Genomic DNA, 17888 nt, shown 5'->3' on the forward strand with positions numbered 1-17888 from the left:
AGGTATTAAACGATTTTTTAGTTATCAACTGGTAGTTGCCCATTGTAAGTCAGCGATGTACAAATCAGCCGGCAGCTAAATAATGGACAGCTAGCAACAAACAACTTACTCGGCGGCCAGTCCGGCCAGGCAGGCGTCGAGGTTGGCAAACAGCACGGCGTTGCCGTCCTGGGCGTAGCCGGCCAGGGCCCCCGCGAAGCCCGGCAGCCCATCCACAAAGGCGCGGATGTTTTCGGCCGTGATGGCCCCAAAGTGGCGGCCGTAGCCCAGCTTTTCTACCTCGGCGGCGTTCAGCCACTGCTCAAACTGCGCCGGGATGGGCACCGCGCAAATGGGCTTGTGCAAGAACACAGCCTCCGAAATCAGCGAAAAACCGCCGTTGGTGATGATGGCGCGGCTGCTGGCCAAATCGGCAATAAACCCGGCTTCGCTGAAGGCCTTGAGCTGTACGTTGCCGTGGCTTTCCTCCTTGTTGAAGCCGTACACGCGAAACTCCTGCTCGGGCAGTTGCTGGAGCAGGGCCACCAAATCGTGCTGCGTGGTGGCGGACTGGTACACCAGAATATGGGCCCCCGCGGTAGGACGGGCGGCCAAAATTTCGGGCCGAATGATGGGCGGCACCAGCGTGGTGCGCGCCTTGCTCACCGGCGGCGTGAAGAATGTGGCCACGAAGTAGTGCCGGCTGCGGGGCACCTTCAGCCGCACGATATTTTTGGCCAGCTGGAAGTTGCCGCGCTCCTCGCGCGGCACGGCCACGTCGAGCCGCGTACGACTGATAATCTGCATATTATCAATACTGACCACCGGCAGGCCGTGGGCCTTGGCGTAGAAGTAGCTGAACGACTCGAAGTCGGACACCACCGCGTCGGGCTCAAAGTCGTGCAGCAGCTGCTGGTACTGCCGGAAGTTCTGCTGCAAGCTTGCCGGAGCCGTGCGCAGGATCAGGGCCGAGGTGCGCGACTTGCTCACGGCCAACCCTTTGTAGGCCAAGTGAAAACCCCGGATTTCAAGCACCCGCCCGGGAAACGCGGCGTCGAGCACGTGGAAGGCGCGGCTGCTGCTCACGGCCCGCACGTCGTGGCCTTGGGCCAGCAAGTGGGCCATCACCACCTTGCTGCGGGTGGCGTGGCCCAGGCCCTCGCCGGGCACACCGTAGAGAATGTTCATAATGTTTTTTCTGGCGGGAGAAGCCGCAAAGATGCGCACGGGGCCCCGGGGCCCCAATTTCGGCCCGGTTTTCGTTTTGCCGCTCCCAACTCCCTTTTTTTGCTGTATGAAAACCCGCCTACCCCTCCCCTCCCGCCTCCTACTTGGGGCCCTGGCCGGCCTGATGGCCGCCTCGTGCTCGGCCCCGCGCGCCATTGTGGCCACGGGCAAAGTCACGCCCCAGGGCGAATTTCGGGTGGCCTACAACCAAGGCTTTAATATTGCCTCCGCGCCTCTGTCCAAGGCTACTTCGGCCCTGAAGGACGCCGCCAGCCAGGCCGTGGGCAAAGACACCGTGGGCTACGGCGGCTCGGTCAAAAACCTGCAAGCCGCCGCCCTGGCCTACATCCTCGACCCGGTGCAGCCCACCGCCGACCTCAGCATCCGCTACGGCATTGTGCCCCGCCTCGACGCGGGCTACAAGTACGCCTTCGGCTCGCACGTGTTCGATGCGCAGTACCAGTTTTTGGGCCCCGTGGGCTCGGTCGAGAACCCCGGGCGCGGGGCCGCCAGCGGCACCACCTACGCCAGCATCGGGCTCCAGTTTGCCACCCAGCGGGCCAAGCTGCCCTCGCTGCCGTTCCTCTCCGACATCAACTCGCTGCTGAACCTGCGCGCCAGCCGCAACGACCTGCTCATCCCGGTCATTTTCAGCCAGTCGTTCGGGCCCGAGGAGGAGATTGGCGCCATCAGCTACGGCGTGGTGTACGCCCACAGCTGGGTTACGTACGGGTTCGCGCCGAGCAAAATTTACGGTTCCAACAACCAAGTTGTCAGCGCCCTGCCCACCACCAGCCGCAACTTCTCGTCGTTCGGCGGCTTCGTCAACCTCAAGCTCGGCTACCGCTACTTCTACGTCATCCCGGCCGTGTCGCTTTTCTACCAAAATTACGGCGACTACGCCCTGCTGAACGGGGCCAGCACCTCGCTCAGTGGCCTCACCGTAGTGCCCTCGCTGGGCTTCCAGTTCCGCATTCCCACGGCGGCCAGCCGGCGCTAGGGCACTGGCCAGGAACAATAACCCGGGGCCCGGCGCTTGTCTTAGCGCCGGGCCCCTTATTTTTACCTTTCTGGCCCGCTTTTTTTTATTCTACTACCCACTTTTATGGAAGCTCCCAACCCCGAATTCATGCGCGAAGCCATTCGCCTGTCCATCGAAAAAATGCAGGCCGGCTTAGGCGGGCCGTTCGGGGCCGTGGTGGTGAAGGACGGGCAAATCATTGCCCGCGGCTTCAACCAGGTCACCACCACCCACGACCCTACTTGCCACGCCGAGGTGGACGCCATCCGCAAGGCGTGCCAGGTACTGGGCACGTTTCAGCTCGACGGCTGTGACCTCTACACCAGCTGCGAGCCGTGCCCCATGTGCCTGGGGGCCATTTATTGGGCCCGGCCGGCGCGGGTATTTTTCGGCAATACCAAGGCCGACGCCGCCGCGGTGGGCTTCGACGACCAGTTCATCTACGATGAGATTGAGCAGCCCCTGCCCCAGCGCAGCATCCCGATGCAGCAGCTGCTGCACACCGAAGCCCAAGCCAGTTTCCGCGCCTGGGAGGCGCACGAGAGCCGCACGCAATACTAGCCGCGTTTACAATCAGCTGTCTGCCCCAACGGCCAGCCCGTGCGCACGGCCAAGCTGCCCGCCAGCACCCTGCTCGACTCTGTGCGCTGCCACGAGCACTTGGTGGGGCCCCCAGCGGCGCGGAGCCGCACGCCACCGCTTCGCCTAGCAGCCACGCCCGAGGACAGAACGACCACTACCATTCGCGCTTTACCAGCGGATTTGCTGGTGTAACGCCGCGGCCCCACAAAAAAACCTCCCGGCGACAGGAGGTTTTTTTGTGGGGCCGCGGCGTTGGGCTACTTGAGCAGCTCGGCTTGCGCCCGCACTACCTCGCGGGCAATGGCCAAGTTGGTATCGCGGGGGTTGACGGCGAGGTGGATGAATTTCTTGCCGTCGTTCACCAGCTTTAGCAAGTGCAGCTGGTTGGTGAGGGTGATGAGGATGTCGTCGATGGCTTCGCCTTGCAGCTTGAGGGCGTTGATGGCTTTCTGCTTCTGCTTCACCACTTCGGTGTTGTAGGCGGCGGCGGTATCGGGGTTGATGCTGGAATTGGTGTGCGACGCCAGGCTCATGCCGGAGCTAATATCGACGACGGCCACGGCGAGCAGGGCCGGCAAGTCGTTGAGGATGTTCTGGACGGCTTGTCCGGCGGGGATGGTGGTAGAATAGGCCATTGAGTTGTTAAAAAATAAAAAGTAAACAGATGTAAGCGGTGAGTATAGCAGTGGTTGTTAGCTTATGAACGCTTGGATGGGCAGCGGCCGGAGCAAGCCCGCGGCGCCCCCCGAGCGGGGAATGGGGGCAGTGGCCGAACTTTGCGCGGCACCTAACCACCCGTCACACCGGACGGGGCCAGCGTATTGGTTGGTTGCCCAGCCCGGCGCAGGGGCCCCAGGAGTTGGCACGGGCGTAAAAGGCCACATCAATAGAGAGTATGAAAGCAGGATAAGCAATGCTGCCGTGGCAGTCGATGGCGCAAAAGTATCCCGGGGCCCCGGGGGCTTGCGTGACCGCCGTTACCCAAACCGGTGAGAATTATCACCCGCCCGGCTGATGGCTGTTATAGGCCACCACGCGGCAAGAGAAAGCCTCCGTCGGCGCAGGTGCAGCCGCACCCCAGGGCCCCACCAATTAATAATCAAAGTATTATATACCAATGCTTTGAAAATAAAACAAGGTTGCTCCGGCTATTGCCCGGCACCGGGGTTGCCGCTATCGCTGCGCAGGGGCCCTGCCCCACAAACACTCCTTCTACCCGCTATGAAAACCATTCTTTTAATCGACGGCGACGACGCTGCCCGCCAAAGCACGGCCGAGCTGCTGGTGCTGGCCGGCTACGCCGTGAGCACGGCCGGCAACGGCAAAACCGGGGTCGAGCAGGCCCGCACCGCCCGCCCCGACCTGGTGCTCTGCGCCATCGACCTGGACCTACTCGATGGCTACGGGGTGCTCTACAGCTTCCGGCAAAATGCCCGGCTGGCGGGCACGCCCTTTATCTTCCTCACGGCCCGGGCGGCGCGGGCCGATGTGCGCCGCGGCATGGAGCTCGGAGCCGACGACTATCTTACCAAACCCTTCGTAAACAGCGAGTTGCTGGGGGCCATTGCCGGGCGCCTCGCCCGCTTTCAGCACCTGCACCCCGACGAGGAGGCCCCCGCTGCCAGCAGTGCGCCGGCCGAATTTGTGGCCTCGCAGCGCAGCAACCTACTCACCCTCGTGGCCGACCGCAAACCCCACCCGGTGCCGCGCCGCCAGATTGTGTACGCTGAAGGCGACGAGCCAGCGCGGCTCTACTTCGTGCAGGCCGGCCGGGTTAAAATTGTGAAAACCACTGCTTCCGGCAAAGAGCTAATCACAGGCTTCTACCAGGCGGGCGAGTTTTTTGGCTACAAAGCCCTGCTCGAAGGCACCGTGTACCACGATGCGGCCGTGGCCGTCGAAGACTCGACGCTGTTCTACATTCCGGCCGACGACTTTGCGCAGCTGCTGCGCAACCCCGAGGTGAGCCAGCAGCTGGTGCGCCTGCTGGCCGGCCGCAAGCGCGAGCGCGAAGACCAGCTGCTCGACATGGCCTACAACTCGCTGCGCCGCCGCGTGGCCAATGCCCTGCTCGGTTTCTACGACCACGCCCGGCCCGACGAAGCGGCCGGCGCGCTCATCCAACTCTCGCGCGACGACCTAGCCGCTGTGGTCGGCATTGCGCCCGAGTCGCTGAGCCGCACGCTCAGTGAGTTTCGGCACGATGGCTTATTGGAAGTTACGCCCAAGGGAATCAAGCTTTTGCAGCCTGATAAACTCCGACGGACCGACTGGTAGCGGCTAGCGGCTAGCCGACGGCACGCCGCCAACGGGCAGCGTCGAGGCCCAGCGTCACGAGCAGCGCGTGGGGCAGCGTCACGACGGAGGCCACGAGCAGCGCCAAGCTGATGAGCGCCGGGCCGCCCGCCGCCCGCGCCCACTCCCAGCCGTAGAGGGCGGCCAACGCGGCCACGCTCACCAGCAATAGCGGGGCCGAGCGCCGCAAAAAGAAGCCCAGCTGGGGCCCCAGCGCCCCCCAGCTGCCGGCAAAGGGCCGGCCCATCAGGGCATTCATGCGCAGCACGTGCTGCAAGCTGTGCCAAAACACAAAGTACACGCCCGCCGACAGCACCGGCGGCAGCACCACCAGTAATCCGCTGAGCAGCAGCACTTCCAGCACATCGGTACGGGCCAGCCGGTGCTGGCTGGTGAGCCAGTAGCTGGCCCAGAGCAGCGCGTGGCCGGCCAGCACCAGGGGCCCCAGCCAACGCGCGGCCGCGCCCACGGCCGCCGCGCCCACCGGGGCAGCCCCGGCCAGTGCGAGCAGGTCGTTGGTGAGGGTGCGCGTTTCGGTGGGCCAAAACCAGAGCGGCACCACGAAGATGAGGCCGCCGCGCAACAGGCTGTGGGCCAGCCACTGCGCCCGGTAGCGGGCCGCCGCCGGCGCATCGCCCGACCCCCAGTGCCAAGCTGAGAGCCCGAAGAAAAACGCCACGGCCAGTGCCGGCCGCCACCACCACAGCAGCCCCACCGCCGCCGCCAGCGCCAGGTAGCCGCCCAAAAACACCGCCCAGTACCGCCCCGGGCGGCGGGCCAGCGCCGGGTGGGTAGCCGGCACCACGTACTGGTCGCAGGCGCCGTGGGCCACGCCCAGCAGCACCAGGCCCAGCAGCAGCGCGGGCCCCAGCAACCAGCCGGCCCAGCCGGGCAGCAGCCAGCCCACGGCCGTGGCCGCCAGCACCACCCCGTAGGAGTAGCGCTGGGGCCCCGCCGTGGGCTGGCGCAAGTAGCTGCCCGTCAGGCTAGGCCGTGGCATAGCCGTCGAGCACTTTCTGCTCGTCGAGGCGCTCGTCGAGCAGGCGCTTGCCCACCAGGTAGGCCACCACCGATATGCCTACTTTATTGAAGACGTCGAAAATGCTGAAGGCGATGTGGATGTAGTTCAGGTCGATGCTCGTCATGGTGAGCATGTAGCCCAGCGGGTACACGCCCCAGGTAGTCACGGTGGTGATGCCGATGAACTTGAAGCCCCAGCGCTCGATGTCATTGCCGCGCGCCGCAAACTTCTTGTACAGCCCGTAGAGGGCCACCACGGCCACCACGTAGCCCACCGTCGAGATGGCACCCCACAGCAGCTTGCCGCCGACGATGATTTCGCCCGTCGCCGTCAGCTGTTGCTCGCCGATGTAGCCGGTGAGTACCATCAGGAAATCGGCTACCAGCATCACTGTGATGGCCGTGGCGGCCTCGCTGTAGCGGATGCGCAGCATGGAGGCCGCCTTGAGTAGCAGCAGCGGCGTGGTCACGGCCCAGTCCATGTAGCGGTACTGGCCGATGGCCTGGTAACTATGCCGGACGAGGGCGGCCCGCGCCTCGGGCGACTCTAAGTGGCTGAGGTCTTGCAGCATGCCGTGGTAGAAGCGCGTGATGAGCAGGTACGACACCCCCGCCACAATGGCAATAACCCCGCCGTAGGCCCGTGAAATGCGGTGCTCGGGGGCCACACTCTGGTTGGTGAGGATGCTGAAAAACACGTTGCCCAAAAAGCAATACGCCGCAATGGTCATGAAGAAATACGTCAGCATCGGCACGATGCCCACCTCCCCAGCGGTAGGGACGAATTCAGTAGCGAAGGTCATGGAAAAATGAATAAAAGAGCGGGAAAAAGATTATTATTTGGATGGCTCCTTTACGCACCTATCACAACAAAAGTTAAACATTAACTGCTTATTAATCTGCGAATTACAGATGAAAATCTCATGAAAAACGCTTACTATACTGGGCCGGCCGGGGTTGCAAGCCACTCACTGCCAACGGCAAGAGCCCCGGTGGCCGGCGGCCCTACGCACTGCGTGGCCACCGGCCACCGGGGCCCTGCACAAAAAAATAGCGCGCCAAGACGGGCGGCGAAGACCGCAGCCTCGTGCTTCAGCACTGGCAATTGCGCGCGCGGCAGCTGCCGCACGCGGGCCATCTCCACAAAATTGGGCGCGTAGGCTTGGAGGCCGCGCAGGGCGATTCTATCCACCCGCACGCAGCTATCAGCCCTGAAAAGGCTGACAGTCGGGCCAGTGGCCGGGGCATTTTATTTAGAAGGCACGGTTGGCCGCGCCTGGCTGGTCGGGCAGGGCCGCTTGGCCGGTGTTGGCCGGGCGGTGTTTCATGGATAGAACGGAGCGGTGCCGCGTCTCCCCGCGAATGACTTGCGCAAGGGTAAACGGAGTACTACTCTGTTTTACGGCTGCCTCATGAGCCGCGGTAAGTGCTGTAGCCGAAGGGGTTGAGCAGCAGCGGCACGTGGTAATGGGTGTCGCCGGCCACAGCGAAGCAGATTTCTACCAGGGGGTAGAAGTGGGCGCGGCCGTGCTTAGTGAAATACTCGAGGGTAAAGAATTTCAGCTTGTACACGCCGGGGGGCAGCACGGTGCCGGCGGGCAGCAGGTCGGTTAGGTGGCCGTCAGCGTCGGTGGTACCGCGGGCCAGCTCGGGCCAGTTGCTGCCGTCTTGGCCAAGCAGCGCCACGGCTACGTCAGCGGCGGGCTCGCCGCGGGTGGTGTCGAGGATGTGGGTGGTTATCTGGCTCATAGAAGGGTTTTTTCGAGGCGCAGGCGCGTGGTTTTAGCCTGCTCGCCCATGGCAATGTGGATTTCGGCGGCCAGCTTACCGGTGGCGCAGCCGATAAAGATGTGGCTAAGTTTCGCATTGTAGACCGTGCTGCCCGTCGCCAGGGCCCCCACATCGCCAATTTTGTGGTGGTGCACGAAGGCAGCGCGCCAGTCGGCTTTCACCGGGCCGTGCCACGCCGCCACGGCCGCGGCCAGCGCCGCCGCCGCGGCCAAGTTGCGCCGCGCACTGGCCGCCAGAGGCTTCCCGGCCGCAGAGCTGGCCCGCCCTCGGGGCCCCATCGGCGTGGCCGCCGGCAACTGCTGGCCGTGCGCAACGGGGCCCCGGGGGCAGGCGGGTAGGGTAGCTTAGGCTACAAAAAAACGGTCATGCTCAGCCGGCAGACGCTAGCTGAGCATGACCGTTTTTTGTAGTCTAAGCTGCCCTACGGCTTTTCGCCGTCGGCGTCGCCGCCGCCAGCGCCGCCGTCCACGTTGCCGCCCTGGAAGTAGTTTTCGGTGAAGATGCGGTAGCGGTCGAAGATGGAGCGCACCGAGCGCACGAGCACTACCTCGCCGCGCAGGCCCTCGGGCACGGTCACGCCCGAGGCGTAGCCATTCCAGACGGCGCGGTTGGTGCGGGCGTCGATGAGGGTGACGAGCAGCGTGCCCTCGGCCAGCAGCAGGCGCACGGGCTGGTACACGTGGCGCTGCTCGTCGGGGGTTTCGTCCTCCTCGGCGTCGTTGTTTTTCACCCACGTCGTCAGCTCCTCCTGGTTGAAGCCGTGGAAGTGCATGTCGCCCTCAAAAATGCGGAAGCTCACCAGCAGATCGGGGCGGTTGGTGCCGCGCGTCGGGCGGTAGCCCTGGCTGCGCATGCGCTGCCGGATGGCGTCGCGCAGGGTTTCGCCCAGGTGGCTGGTATCGGCGGCCAGGCCCGTGCCGGTGATGAAATTGTAGGAGCGGTAGCGGCGGAAGCGCCCGCCGTAGCTGTAGTCTGACTCGACGCGGGCTTCGCGGGCCGCGATGCAACCGGGTAGCAAACCGGCCGCCAGCAGGCAGCCCAGCCAAAAAGCAAGGGTAAGTTTCATCTCAAATGGAAGGGAAAGAAGATTGAACCCCCAAGTTACAAAACCTCACCCAATTTCCATGCGCCGCCGCGGGCATAACGCATTCATAATGCAAGCGCTACCTCGGGTAACTGGCGCGGGGCGGCCCGCCGACCATTGTAGGGCCCCGGGCCCCCGTTTTGGCTTTGTAGGTGCAGCCACCGAGGCCCCCAACTGCCGCCGCGCCCTCATTTATTTGCCGGTGGTGGCCAGCCGGTTGGTTTTTGCCCCCGCCGCGGCGCCGGGAGCTACGCCGCAACGCCGGTTTCGGCCGGGGGCACGGGCTGCATGTAGGCGTGCTTCACGGCCGGAAACTCCTGCCGGATGGCGGCGTGAATGCGCCCGATGGCCGCGGTGATGCCCTCGGTGGTGAGGCCAGGGCGGAAGGCGACGCCCTGCACCAGCGTGATTTCCTCGGGGCCCAGGTAGATGGTGGCGATGCGCACGGCCTGCGCCACGGCGGCGTCGGCCTCGGTGAGGGCCACGAGGCGGCGTCGGGTGGCGGCGTCCACGCCTTCGCCCAGCAGCAGGCTCTTGCTTTGGGCCGCCAGGGCCCCGGCCACGCCCATCAGCAGCAGCCCGATGAGGATGGAGGCCCCGCCGTCGAAGTACGGATTGTGCAGCGTATGGCCCAGAAACACCCCCAGAAAGGCAATGAGCAGCCCCAGCACGTCGGAGGCATCTTCAAACAGCACCGTGAACGTGGCGGCATCCTTACTGCTTTGCAGGGCCGCCCAAAACGACTGCTGGCCCCGCTGCGCGTTGAAGGCCCGCCAGGCCGTCAGCAGCGAGTAGCCGTCGAGGGCGAAGGCGATGCCCAGCACGACGTAGTTCCAAAACGGGTCCTTCATCGGCTCGGGGTGCCGCAGGTGCGCCACGCCTTCGTAAAAGGACAGGCCGCCGCCGACCGCAAAAATCAGCAGCGCCACCACGTACGACCAGAAGTACTGCTCGCGGCCGTAGCCGAAGGGCCGGCGCTCGTCGGGCGGGCGCTGGCTGCGGAGCAGGCCCAGCAGCAGCAGCAGCTCGTTGCCGGTATCCACCAGCGAGTGAATGCCCTCGGAAAGCATGGCCGAGCTGCCCGTGATACTGGCGGCCACAAACTTGGTGGCCGCAATGCCCAGGTTGGCCGCCAGAGCCGTGTAAAGCGCGGTTTTAGAAGATGCCATGCGTTGGGTAATTGGTGCGGCCACCGGCCACTGGCGCCTTTAACGCAGCCGGGGCCCTGGCGGTAGCCAGTGGCTGGCGCGGCAAGCGCGTGCCCCTGGCCACCAGCTGGGCTGGGGGCCGTATTTCCCAATCTTAGCCGCCGGGCACCGCGCCCGGCACGGGTGCCGGGCGCAGTTTTTTGTTGCCTGGGGCCCCTATTTTTGGCTATGGGACAACAACCGCACCGCTACACCGCCGAAGAATATTTTGCCTTGGAAGAAGGCAGCGATGTGCGCCACGAGTTTTTCGAGGGCGAGGTGTTTGCGATGGCTGGAGCCAGCATCGCGCACAACACCATTGCCGGCAACGTGTACATGAGCTGCCGGCAGGCCCTGCGCGGCAAGCAGTGCCGGGTGCAGATGGAAGCCGTGCGGCTGGCCGTGCAGGAAAACCGCCACTACGCCTACCCCGACGTGATGGTGAGCTGCGACCCACACGACCAGCGCGAAAGCCAGCAGCTGCACCGCCCGGTGCTCATCGTGGAGGTGCTCTCGCCCTCCACCGAAGCCTACGACCGGGGCCTGCAATTCAACCAGTACAAGAAGCTGCCGAGCCTGCGCCACTACCTGTTCGTCTCGCAAAAAACCTGGCTCGTGGAGTGGTACCAGCTCACCGAGCACGGCGTATGGGCCCACACTGCCCTGGCCGAAGCCGAGGACGCCGTCATCATCCCGAAATTGAACCTGACGATGACGCTGGTCCAGATTTACGAAGAAGCGGGCGTAGCGCCGCTGCACGTGGCCCCACTGCTGGAGCTAGGGCCCCCAGACGAGCCGAGCTATTTGTAAGAGCTTATTAATCAAACTATTGGCTTTGATCTTGATAATCCGCTAGCGTTTTCTGAGCAAATGGAGACAGCGGGCACCCTTTGGCCTTGAATAGCGCAAGAAACTGGTACAGCTGGGCTTTCTTTTCAAAATTGCCCGTGAAGGTGGTGAGGCCCGTTCGGGGAACGATGGTTAGGTTATTGGTGCCGCTGCCCACGAAGGCAACGTTCAGCAGCTCAATGCTGGCATATGGTAAGCTGTTGGTAAAAAAAGCCCCTCGATACTCCACGTGGCCATCGTGCAGAATGAGTTTGGGGTTCAGGTTATTGGTCCCAATGGCAATTAATTCCGGCAGAAAACGCAGGCCAACAAAGCCCGCCCGCAGGTTGGCGGTATAAACGGTTGATTGCATAGGTAAGGGTGGTGGCGGGCCGATGAAAGAGGCCCAAAATGATTTTGAGCAAACGTAAGCTTCCTGCTCGACGCATCTCCGCCACTGGGCCCCTACCGATACCCGGCGGCTTGCAGCGCAAACAGCTCCGCGTAGCGGCCACCCTTGGCCAGCAGTTCTTCGTGGGAGCCAATTTCCACAAACTGGCCGTTTTCGATGACCAGAATGCGGTCGGCCATGCGCACGGTGCTGAAGCGGTGGCTGATGAGGACGGCGGTTTTGCCCTGGGTGAGCTCCTTGAAGCGCTCGAAGACTTCGAACTCGGCGCGGGCGTCGAGGGCGGCGGTGGGCTCATCAAGGATCAGGAGCTGGGCGTCGCGCATGTAGGCGCGGCCGAGGGCGATTTTCTGCCACTCGCCGCCGCTCAGGTCTACGCCGCCGCTGAAGCGGCGGCCAATCATCTGGTCGTAGCCGCCGGGCAGCTTGGCAATCACCGAATCGGCGAGGCTCTGGTGGGCGGCGGTTTCGATGCGGGGCTGGTTGTGGCGCTGGTCGATGCGGCCCACGGCCAGGTTTTGGCCGGCCGGCAGCTGGAAGCGCACAAAATCCTGGAAGATGACGCCAATTTCCTGGCGCAGCTCGGCGGGGTCGTACTCGCGCAGGTCGTGGCCGTCGAGCAGGATGCGGCCCTCCGCGGGGTCGTAGAGGCGGGCCAGGAGCTTGACGAGCGTGGTTTTACCGGCCCCGTTTTCGCCCACCAGCGCCAGCTTTTCGCCGGCGTGCAGCACGAAGGAGAGGTTGCGAATGGCCCATTTTGTACCATTCTTGTACTGGAACCCGACGTTTTCAAACTGAAACCCCTGCCGGATGGGCCGGGGAAAGGGTCGGGCTATTTCGACGCCCACCGCCTGCCGCGTGATTTTGGGCCGCAGGGCAAAGAAATCAAAGAAATCCTGCAAGTACAAGGCCCCGTCGGCCACCGAGCTGAAGCGGCTCAGAATACCTTCGAGCAGGCCCCGCAGCCGCGCAAACGAGCCGGCCAGAAAGGTAAGCTGCCCGATGGAGATTTGCCCGGCCACGGCCCGCGCCAGAATGTAGACGTAGGCCCCGTAGTAGCCGGCCGCGCCCACCGCCGCGAACACCGTGCCCCAGCCCGCCCGCCGCAGCGCCAGGCCCTTGTTCTGGGCGTAAAACTTATCGGACAAGGTGCGGAAACGGTCCACCAAAAAGTCCGAGAGGCCGAAGATTTTCACCTCCTTGGCCGTTTCGTCGGAGGCCCCGGTCTGGCGCAGGTAGTCCAGTTCGCGGCGCTCGGGCGTCCAGGAGTGGCTGAGGGAGTAGCTGCGCTCGTTGAAGTGGCTCTCGCCGAGGAAGGCCGGCACTACGGCCAGCAGCAGCAGCCCCAGCAGCCACGGCTGGAAGGCTACCAGCCCGGCGGCCAGCAGCACGAGCGTCACGGCGTCCTGGCCCTGGGCCAGCACCTGGCTCATCAGCACCGAGCGTGAGAGCGTCTGGCGGCGGGCCCGCTCCAGCTTGTCGTAAAAGGCGCTGTCCTCAAACTGGTCCAAGTCGAGTTCGGCGGCGTGCTCCATCAGGCGGATGGAGGAGGCGTTGGCAAACAGGTCGCCGAGCAGCGAATCGAGCAAAGCCACGGCGCGGCCCGAGGCATCGGCCAGCAGCACTAGGCCAAACTCCAGCGCCACCAGGGCCCCCACGGGCCCCAGGGCCCGCTCGGCAGCGGGCAGCCGCGTGAGCTGCACCACGTCGTCGAGGATGAGCTTGCCCACGTAGAGCGTGGCCAGCGGCAGGGCGGCCCGCAGCAGGCGCAGCAGCACGTTGCCCACCGTGAGGGCGGGGCTGGTGTGCCAAATCAGTTTGAGGAAGGCCGGCAGGTGGCGCAGGGCCCCCACCCGCTCGCGCACGCTCACGGCGGGCTTCTCGGGGCCCCGGCCGCCGTTCGGGTTTTTGGCGGAGATAGTTTTCAGAAAGTCAAGCATTACCGGGGCCCCGGCAAGGTTGGGGCCGGAAGGCCGGGGCCGCCGTTTTGGCAGGGCGGGGCGGGCCGCCAGGGCCGCGTGCCAAACGCAGCAATGGCCCGCAAGCGGTTCTTCTATCCCTCCAGTCCTGCCTTGATTTCAGCAATGCGCACCAACCCACCAGTTGTGTGGGCCCCTCCCGTGCCCCCCGCAGCATCTACCAATCAAGCTGAACAGAATACCATAATCTATTGGCAATCAGTATTATATTATTTAATAAGCAAATGCAAAAACTTCATTACCCCGTGGCAGGAGTATATTTCGGAAGATTTGTATGTATCCATGAGAAAACTAGATTATTAGCCCACCCCGGCTTCTGAGCAAGTGCTACCCCAGGCGGTAGGAAAGCCCCGGAACGCCGCTAAAAGCAGTGCTTTACACCTTCCCCTCTATGCCCAAGCTTTACCGCCTATTTTGGCTGCTGCTGCCACCTTTGGCGGCCTGTTCGGCCAACCAAGAACTACTAAACCGGGAGCCCAGCACCACCCGCTACAAGCGCGAAGGCGTCACCGCCCAGGTGCCAACCCGGGCGGTGTACGAGGGCGGCCGGCCCGATGGCACCGACGTACTAACCATCATCGTTGGGCGCTCCCCCCGCCCCGGCGACGGTTCCTTTATCATTAGCTACGCCAAGCCCACCGGGGCCCCCATTTCGGGCTACAAACCCACGGTGCTCACGTACACCTACGTAGAAAACTCGGTGGTCATTGGCACCAACTACAGCGCCCACCTGCGCGGCACGCTCACCCCAACGCCGCGGGGAGGGTATTCGGGCACTTTTCACGGGACGCGCCGGGGCGACGATTCCGACAAACGCAGCACCATCAAGGGCACCTTCACCGACGTGCGCCCCTGATCCAGCAGAGCACCACGGCTTCGGGCCAAGCGTGGGGCACGCCGTTTGCTTAAAATTCGCTTAAGTAAAGGTAAAGGCAGGAATTAAGCCACAGCTTTCATTCAAGCCCATATCCATTAGAGCTTATATTTGCATGTACGCTCGCTTCACATTATTGATATAAGAATGCGTACCCGTATCAAAAATGTACTATTATTCGATCAGCTAACTACAGTTAATTCTACTAATTAAAGTGGAACAAATACGAGGCAGAGCATTAACTATTTAAATACAGTTAATTTTTATTTAAAAGTCATTTATAAATTTTCAGGGCGTCGTTTTTGGCCTACTAAAGCATGTATACGACGTCATTCTTTGAATTTTAGAATCCCCCAGACAGCTTGTTTAAGTAGCTTTATTTCTACCAAACCCTAGCATTAAAAAAATAAGATAGAAGCATGAAGTTAAAACTCTATACAGACTTGAGCCTTTTGGGAAAAGGTCAGCCTGTTGAACTACTGATACCCTTCATAGGCGACTTCGAAGCAGGTGCCGAATCAATCAGGCATGGCAGATACGACGATTTTCTAAAAAATGGGAAATCATTCTTAGAGCTAACCAGCATCGAGGAATGTGATGCCTGCTTATTGCCGATCTTCTACGATGTCATTGACAATCAAGCGAAGTTCGAGAAAGATATAGCGGAGTTTATAGCAAAAGTGGAGCAATCGGGCAAAAAGATATTAATTTTTGTTGGCCACGATGTCTTGGAAATCAATATTCCCGTTAAAAACTCCATCATCTTCAATAGTGCGATAAGCAAATCAAAGCAAACCAAAAATGTCCATCCTTGGCCGCATTTTTTCGAAGATTTTTTAGAAAAATATAATAACGGGAAACTAAACCCAAGGAATAAAGACGCGAAACCAATTGTGGGCTTTTGCGGATACGCACCGCCCCTGAACATTAAAATGGGCAGGGAAAAAATAGTCGGCATTGCAAAATTGCTCGCCAACTACGCCGGGCTCCTTCAAAGGTACCCGGATAGAATATCGCACTCTTACAGAGCGCGAGCAATAATAGGGCTGCAAAAGGCAAAAAATGTTACCACCAACTTTAGGTTGAAAAGTAATTTTGCTTTTGGCCCTACGGGCATGAACACTGGAAATACCGTAGAAAGTAATCAGGAGTTTCGGAATAAGTTTTTCGAAAACATAGTAGACAGTGACTACACGCTATGCGTCCGTGGCTTGGGCAATAACTCGGTTCGTTTTTTTGAAACGATGTGCTGCGGCAGAATTCCGGTGTTTGTGAACACGGACAGCACCTTACCTTTCGACGATTTGATTGATTGGAAGAAACTGTGCGTGTGGGTAGAAGAAAAAGATATAGATAGGATAGGAGATATTGTGGCTGAATTCCACAGTAAGATTTCAGAAGAAGATTTTATTGAGCTGCAGAAGGAACTCCGCAGGATTTGGGAAGAGTATTTAACGCCAACCGGATTTTTCAAGCGGTTGAACTACTTCATCAACCAATAACGCAGCAATTGCTGGCCCCGGCGAGGTAAGAAACTGGCCGCTGCTTAGCTTCTTGGCGTTGTGCAAAGTGTGAGGGCCCCGGGGCGACAGTTTATCACTGTTGTCCCGGGGCCCTCTGCTTGCTTTTGTGGCACCACAGCTTACTCCTTCCCCACCAGCGGCCGGAAAAAAGGCTCCAGCTCTTTGGCCAAGGTGGCGTGATCTTCCACGTTGGGGTGGCCGCTGCAGCCGCGGGGCTGCATGGGCTGGAAGAAGAACAGAGCCACGGGCTGGTCGGCGGGGTGGGCGGCGTCGGTGCGGGCTTTGACTGCCGTCAGGCAGTTTTGCAGCTTGGTGCGGTTCTGGCCGTTGGCCATCGGGCTGCTGAGCAGCGCAATGCGGGCCTTGGGGTACTTCGATTTCACCAGGCCCACAAAGCCAACGTAGCGGCCCACAAATTGGGCGCTGTCGAAGGGCAGGCGCGGGCGCTTGCCGTCGCCGTTGCTCAAATCATTGGTGCCCAAGGCAATGCTGACCACCTGGGGCGTAAAGGCGCTGAAGTCCCAGCGCTGCGGACTGGCTTCCTGGAAATCCGTCTTTTCGTACACCTGGGGCATGGTGGGCCCGTCGCTGTTCCAGTTGCGGTAGGCCCCAATGCCGCTCACGCTGCTCAGCACAAAGCGCGTGTGCAGGGCCCGGGCCACCCGGGGCCCGTAGGCCTGGTAGGCGTTGTGCTGGTCGTGGTAGGCCCCCGTGCCGCAGGGCACCTCCGAGGCGTCCATGGCCGCGCCGCAGGTGATGCTGTTGCCGATGAATTCGATGAGCGGCGCGGCCGGTTCGCGCAGGGCTTTCAGGCGCTGGCCCGTGATTTTCTGGACGAAGATGGGCCCCGTGTGTGCCTCGGTGGCCTTATACACCCACACCGTGTGCCGGCCGGGGCCGGGGGCCGTGATGGTCAGCGGGTTTTTTGCATTGCCGTCGATGCGCAGGCGGCGCTGGTACACGCCGTCGAGCTCGTATTGCAGGTAGTTGTGGCTGCCGGCGTCTGGCAGGGAGGCGAATATTTCGCACTGGGGGCCCTCGAAGCTGAACCCAAAGTGCACCGCCGAACTGATGAGCTCCAGCTGCTTAGCTTCGGTGAGGCGGTAGCGGCCGTAGGCGGGCAGGGCGGTAGCGGGCAGGGTGCTGGGGCCCTTGGTGGGCACGGCGGCGGGCGCGGCAATCAGGCCCAGGCCGCAGAAAGCGAGGCGTACGTACTTGTTGAGCATTCTCATGGTGAAGCGGGCCACCGCCGCGGGGAGGGGCCCCGGGCACGGCAGCAGCGAAGGTAGCACGGCGAGCTAGCCCGCAAATGCCCCGTTTTTGGCAGGCACGGCCCTATACTCGCACTAGCTTTTGGCCGGGGCCCCGGCCCGCGGGGGCGCTTACCGGGGCCCCTAAGGCCGGCTAATTCCCTCACTGTCAAGCCCTGTTTCCCCATGCCACACCCCGCCGCAAAACTCTCCCTCAGCAGCTTTTTGGTGCTGCTTTCCGTTTCGGCCGCCACGGCGCAGGCCCCATCGCCAGCGGATGAGTGTGAGAAGCTAAAAATAGAAGTAGCCAAGCTCAAGTTTGAAAACGCGAACCTGCGCAAGGGCCTGCTGGCCACCCCCGGGCACCAGGCCGCGCTGGCCGGCACGGCCGGCGGGCCCGCGCAGAGCGGCCCCGCCCCGGCCGAGCAGCGCCAAACGGTGCAAAAAGTGACCCTGGCGCTCGTGAAGTGCGCGGGCAACGCCAAGGCCCAGACCGTCGCCGTCACGCTCCTGCTCACCAACGCGGGGCCCACCCAGGACCTGCAATTCGAGCAAGTGACGGCTGTTGACGAGCAGGGCCAGGAATATAGGACGTTCGACATGCACATCGGCGCGGGCGGGGCCCGCAACAAGCTGGCCACCGGCGTGCCCGTACGGGCCACCTTCGTCATCCCCAAAGTGCTGCCCACCACCAGGTCTTTCAAGCTCCTCTCGTGCCCGGTATATGACAATGCGAGCCCGGGCCGGACGCTCGGCGTGGAGTTCCGCGACGTGGCCATCGCCTGGAAATAGCCAGCGCGCGCGGCGCTAAACTCCCGCCCAAGGCCCGACCTTTGGGG

At 62.3% G+C, this 17888-nt stretch carries 19 protein-coding genes; 8 read left to right on the forward strand and 11 right to left on the reverse strand.

The window, feature by feature from the left end:
• Positions 1-105: 105 nt before the first annotated feature.
• Entirely contained in the window at positions 106-1167 is a 1062-nt protein-coding gene (locus EAH73_RS03400) for a glycosyltransferase family protein (protein WP_140465066.1), read from the reverse strand.
• A 106-nt stretch (positions 1168-1273) separates the two neighbouring features.
• On the opposite strand from EAH73_RS03400, the gene EAH73_RS03405 reads away from it, so the two are divergent.
• The 3 genes from EAH73_RS03405 (at position 1274) to EAH73_RS22965 (ending at position 3001) form a co-directional block, all read left to right on the forward strand.
• On the forward strand, positions 1274-2206 hold the full coding sequence (locus EAH73_RS03405) for a hypothetical protein (protein ID WP_140465067.1): 933 nt from the start codon (positions 1274-1276) through the stop codon (positions 2204-2206).
• A 105-nt stretch (positions 2207-2311) separates the two neighbouring features.
• Positions 2312-2788 (forward strand): nucleoside deaminase, encoded by a 477-nt coding sequence (locus tag EAH73_RS03410; RefSeq protein WP_140465068.1) that lies wholly within the window; start codon positions 2312-2314, stop codon positions 2786-2788.
• Between the two features lie 39 nt (positions 2789-2827).
• Positions 2828-3001 carry a hypothetical protein gene (locus tag EAH73_RS22965; protein WP_161599438.1) on the forward strand — a complete coding sequence of 58 codons (174 nt, stop codon included), beginning with the start codon at positions 2828-2830 and terminating at the stop codon, positions 2999-3001.
• 65 nt (positions 3002-3066) lie between these two features.
• Here EAH73_RS22965 and EAH73_RS03415 read toward each other — a convergent pair whose 3' ends face one another.
• Positions 3067-3444, reverse strand: coding sequence for a hypothetical protein (locus tag EAH73_RS03415; protein ID WP_140465069.1), 378 nt, complete (start codon positions 3442-3444; stop codon positions 3067-3069).
• 586 nt (positions 3445-4030) lie between these two features.
• Here EAH73_RS03415 and EAH73_RS03420 point away from each other — a divergent pair.
• Positions 4031-5086, forward strand: coding sequence for a cyclic nucleotide-binding domain-containing protein (locus EAH73_RS03420; protein WP_140465070.1), 1056 nt, complete (start codon positions 4031-4033; stop codon positions 5084-5086).
• Positions 5087-5096: 10 nt separating this feature from the next.
• Here EAH73_RS03420 and EAH73_RS03425 read toward each other — a convergent pair whose 3' ends face one another.
• The 6 genes from EAH73_RS03425 to EAH73_RS03450 form a co-directional block, all read right to left on the reverse strand.
• The gene (locus tag EAH73_RS03425) at positions 5097-6104 is read right to left on the reverse strand and encodes a Brp/Blh family beta-carotene 15,15'-dioxygenase (RefSeq protein ID WP_140465071.1); all 1008 of its coding nucleotides are present in this window, start codon (positions 6102-6104) and stop codon (positions 5097-5099) included.
• Entirely contained in the window at positions 6091-6927 is an 837-nt protein-coding gene (locus tag EAH73_RS03430) for a bacteriorhodopsin (RefSeq protein WP_140465072.1), read from the reverse strand. Before EAH73_RS03430 ends, EAH73_RS03425 begins: the two co-directional genes overlap by 14 nt.
• Before the next feature lie 607 nt (positions 6928-7534).
• A complete protein-coding gene (gene uraH, locus EAH73_RS03435; protein ID WP_140465073.1) occupies positions 7535-7873 on the reverse strand; it encodes a hydroxyisourate hydrolase in 339 nt (112 codons plus the stop codon).
• Complete coding sequence (locus tag EAH73_RS03440; protein WP_140465074.1) at positions 7870-8127, reverse strand: hypothetical protein; 258 nt, start codon at positions 8125-8127, stop codon at positions 7870-7872. The genes uraH and EAH73_RS03440 overlap by 4 nt, the downstream gene beginning before the upstream one ends.
• Before the next feature lie 209 nt (positions 8128-8336).
• Positions 8337-8981 (reverse strand): DUF4136 domain-containing protein, encoded by a 645-nt coding sequence (locus tag EAH73_RS03445; RefSeq protein ID WP_140465075.1) that lies wholly within the window; start codon positions 8979-8981, stop codon positions 8337-8339.
• A gap of 266 nt (positions 8982-9247) precedes the next feature.
• Complete coding sequence (locus EAH73_RS03450; protein WP_140465076.1) at positions 9248-10168, reverse strand: cation diffusion facilitator family transporter; 921 nt, start codon at positions 10166-10168, stop codon at positions 9248-9250.
• A 207-nt stretch (positions 10169-10375) separates the two neighbouring features.
• Between EAH73_RS03450 and EAH73_RS03455 the strand changes: the two genes are divergently transcribed.
• Positions 10376-10996: a Uma2 family endonuclease gene (locus tag EAH73_RS03455; RefSeq protein ID WP_140465077.1), complete on the forward strand. Its 621-nt coding sequence runs from the start codon at positions 10376-10378 to the stop codon at positions 10994-10996.
• 16 nt (positions 10997-11012) lie between these two features.
• On the opposite strand, the gene EAH73_RS03460 is transcribed toward EAH73_RS03455, so the two are convergent.
• Positions 11013-11387: a hypothetical protein gene (locus EAH73_RS03460; protein WP_140465078.1), complete on the reverse strand. Its 375-nt coding sequence runs from the start codon at positions 11385-11387 to the stop codon at positions 11013-11015.
• A 92-nt stretch (positions 11388-11479) separates the two neighbouring features.
• Positions 11480-13363, reverse strand: a complete 1884-nt coding sequence (locus EAH73_RS03465; protein ID WP_140465079.1) for an ABC transporter ATP-binding protein — start codon at positions 13361-13363, stop codon at positions 11480-11482.
• Positions 13364-13793: 430 nt separating this feature from the next.
• On the opposite strand from EAH73_RS03465, the gene EAH73_RS03470 reads away from it, so the two are divergent.
• Both EAH73_RS03470 and EAH73_RS03475 read left to right on the forward strand, forming a co-directional pair.
• The gene (locus EAH73_RS03470) at positions 13794-14258 is read left to right on the forward strand and encodes a hypothetical protein (RefSeq protein WP_140465080.1); all 465 of its coding nucleotides are present in this window, start codon (positions 13794-13796) and stop codon (positions 14256-14258) included.
• Positions 14259-14695: 437 nt separating this feature from the next.
• Positions 14696-15778: an exostosin family protein gene (locus tag EAH73_RS03475; protein WP_140465081.1), complete on the forward strand. Its 1083-nt coding sequence runs from the start codon at positions 14696-14698 to the stop codon at positions 15776-15778.
• Between the two features lie 140 nt (positions 15779-15918).
• Here EAH73_RS03475 and EAH73_RS03480 read toward each other — a convergent pair whose 3' ends face one another.
• Positions 15919-17091 carry an SGNH/GDSL hydrolase family protein gene (locus EAH73_RS03480; RefSeq protein WP_140465082.1) on the reverse strand — a complete coding sequence of 391 codons (1173 nt, stop codon included), beginning with the start codon at positions 17089-17091 and terminating at the stop codon, positions 15919-15921.
• Between the two features lie 144 nt (positions 17092-17235).
• On the opposite strand from EAH73_RS03480, the gene EAH73_RS03485 reads away from it, so the two are divergent.
• Positions 17236-17841 (forward strand): hypothetical protein, encoded by a 606-nt coding sequence (locus tag EAH73_RS03485; RefSeq protein WP_140465083.1) that lies wholly within the window; start codon positions 17236-17238, stop codon positions 17839-17841.
• Positions 17842-17888: the final 47 nt, after the last annotated feature.

The sequence above is a fragment of the Hymenobacter nivis genome (assembly GCF_006439025.1).
Taxonomy (GTDB): Bacteria; Bacteroidota; Bacteroidia; order Cytophagales; family Hymenobacteraceae; genus Hymenobacter; species Hymenobacter nivis_A.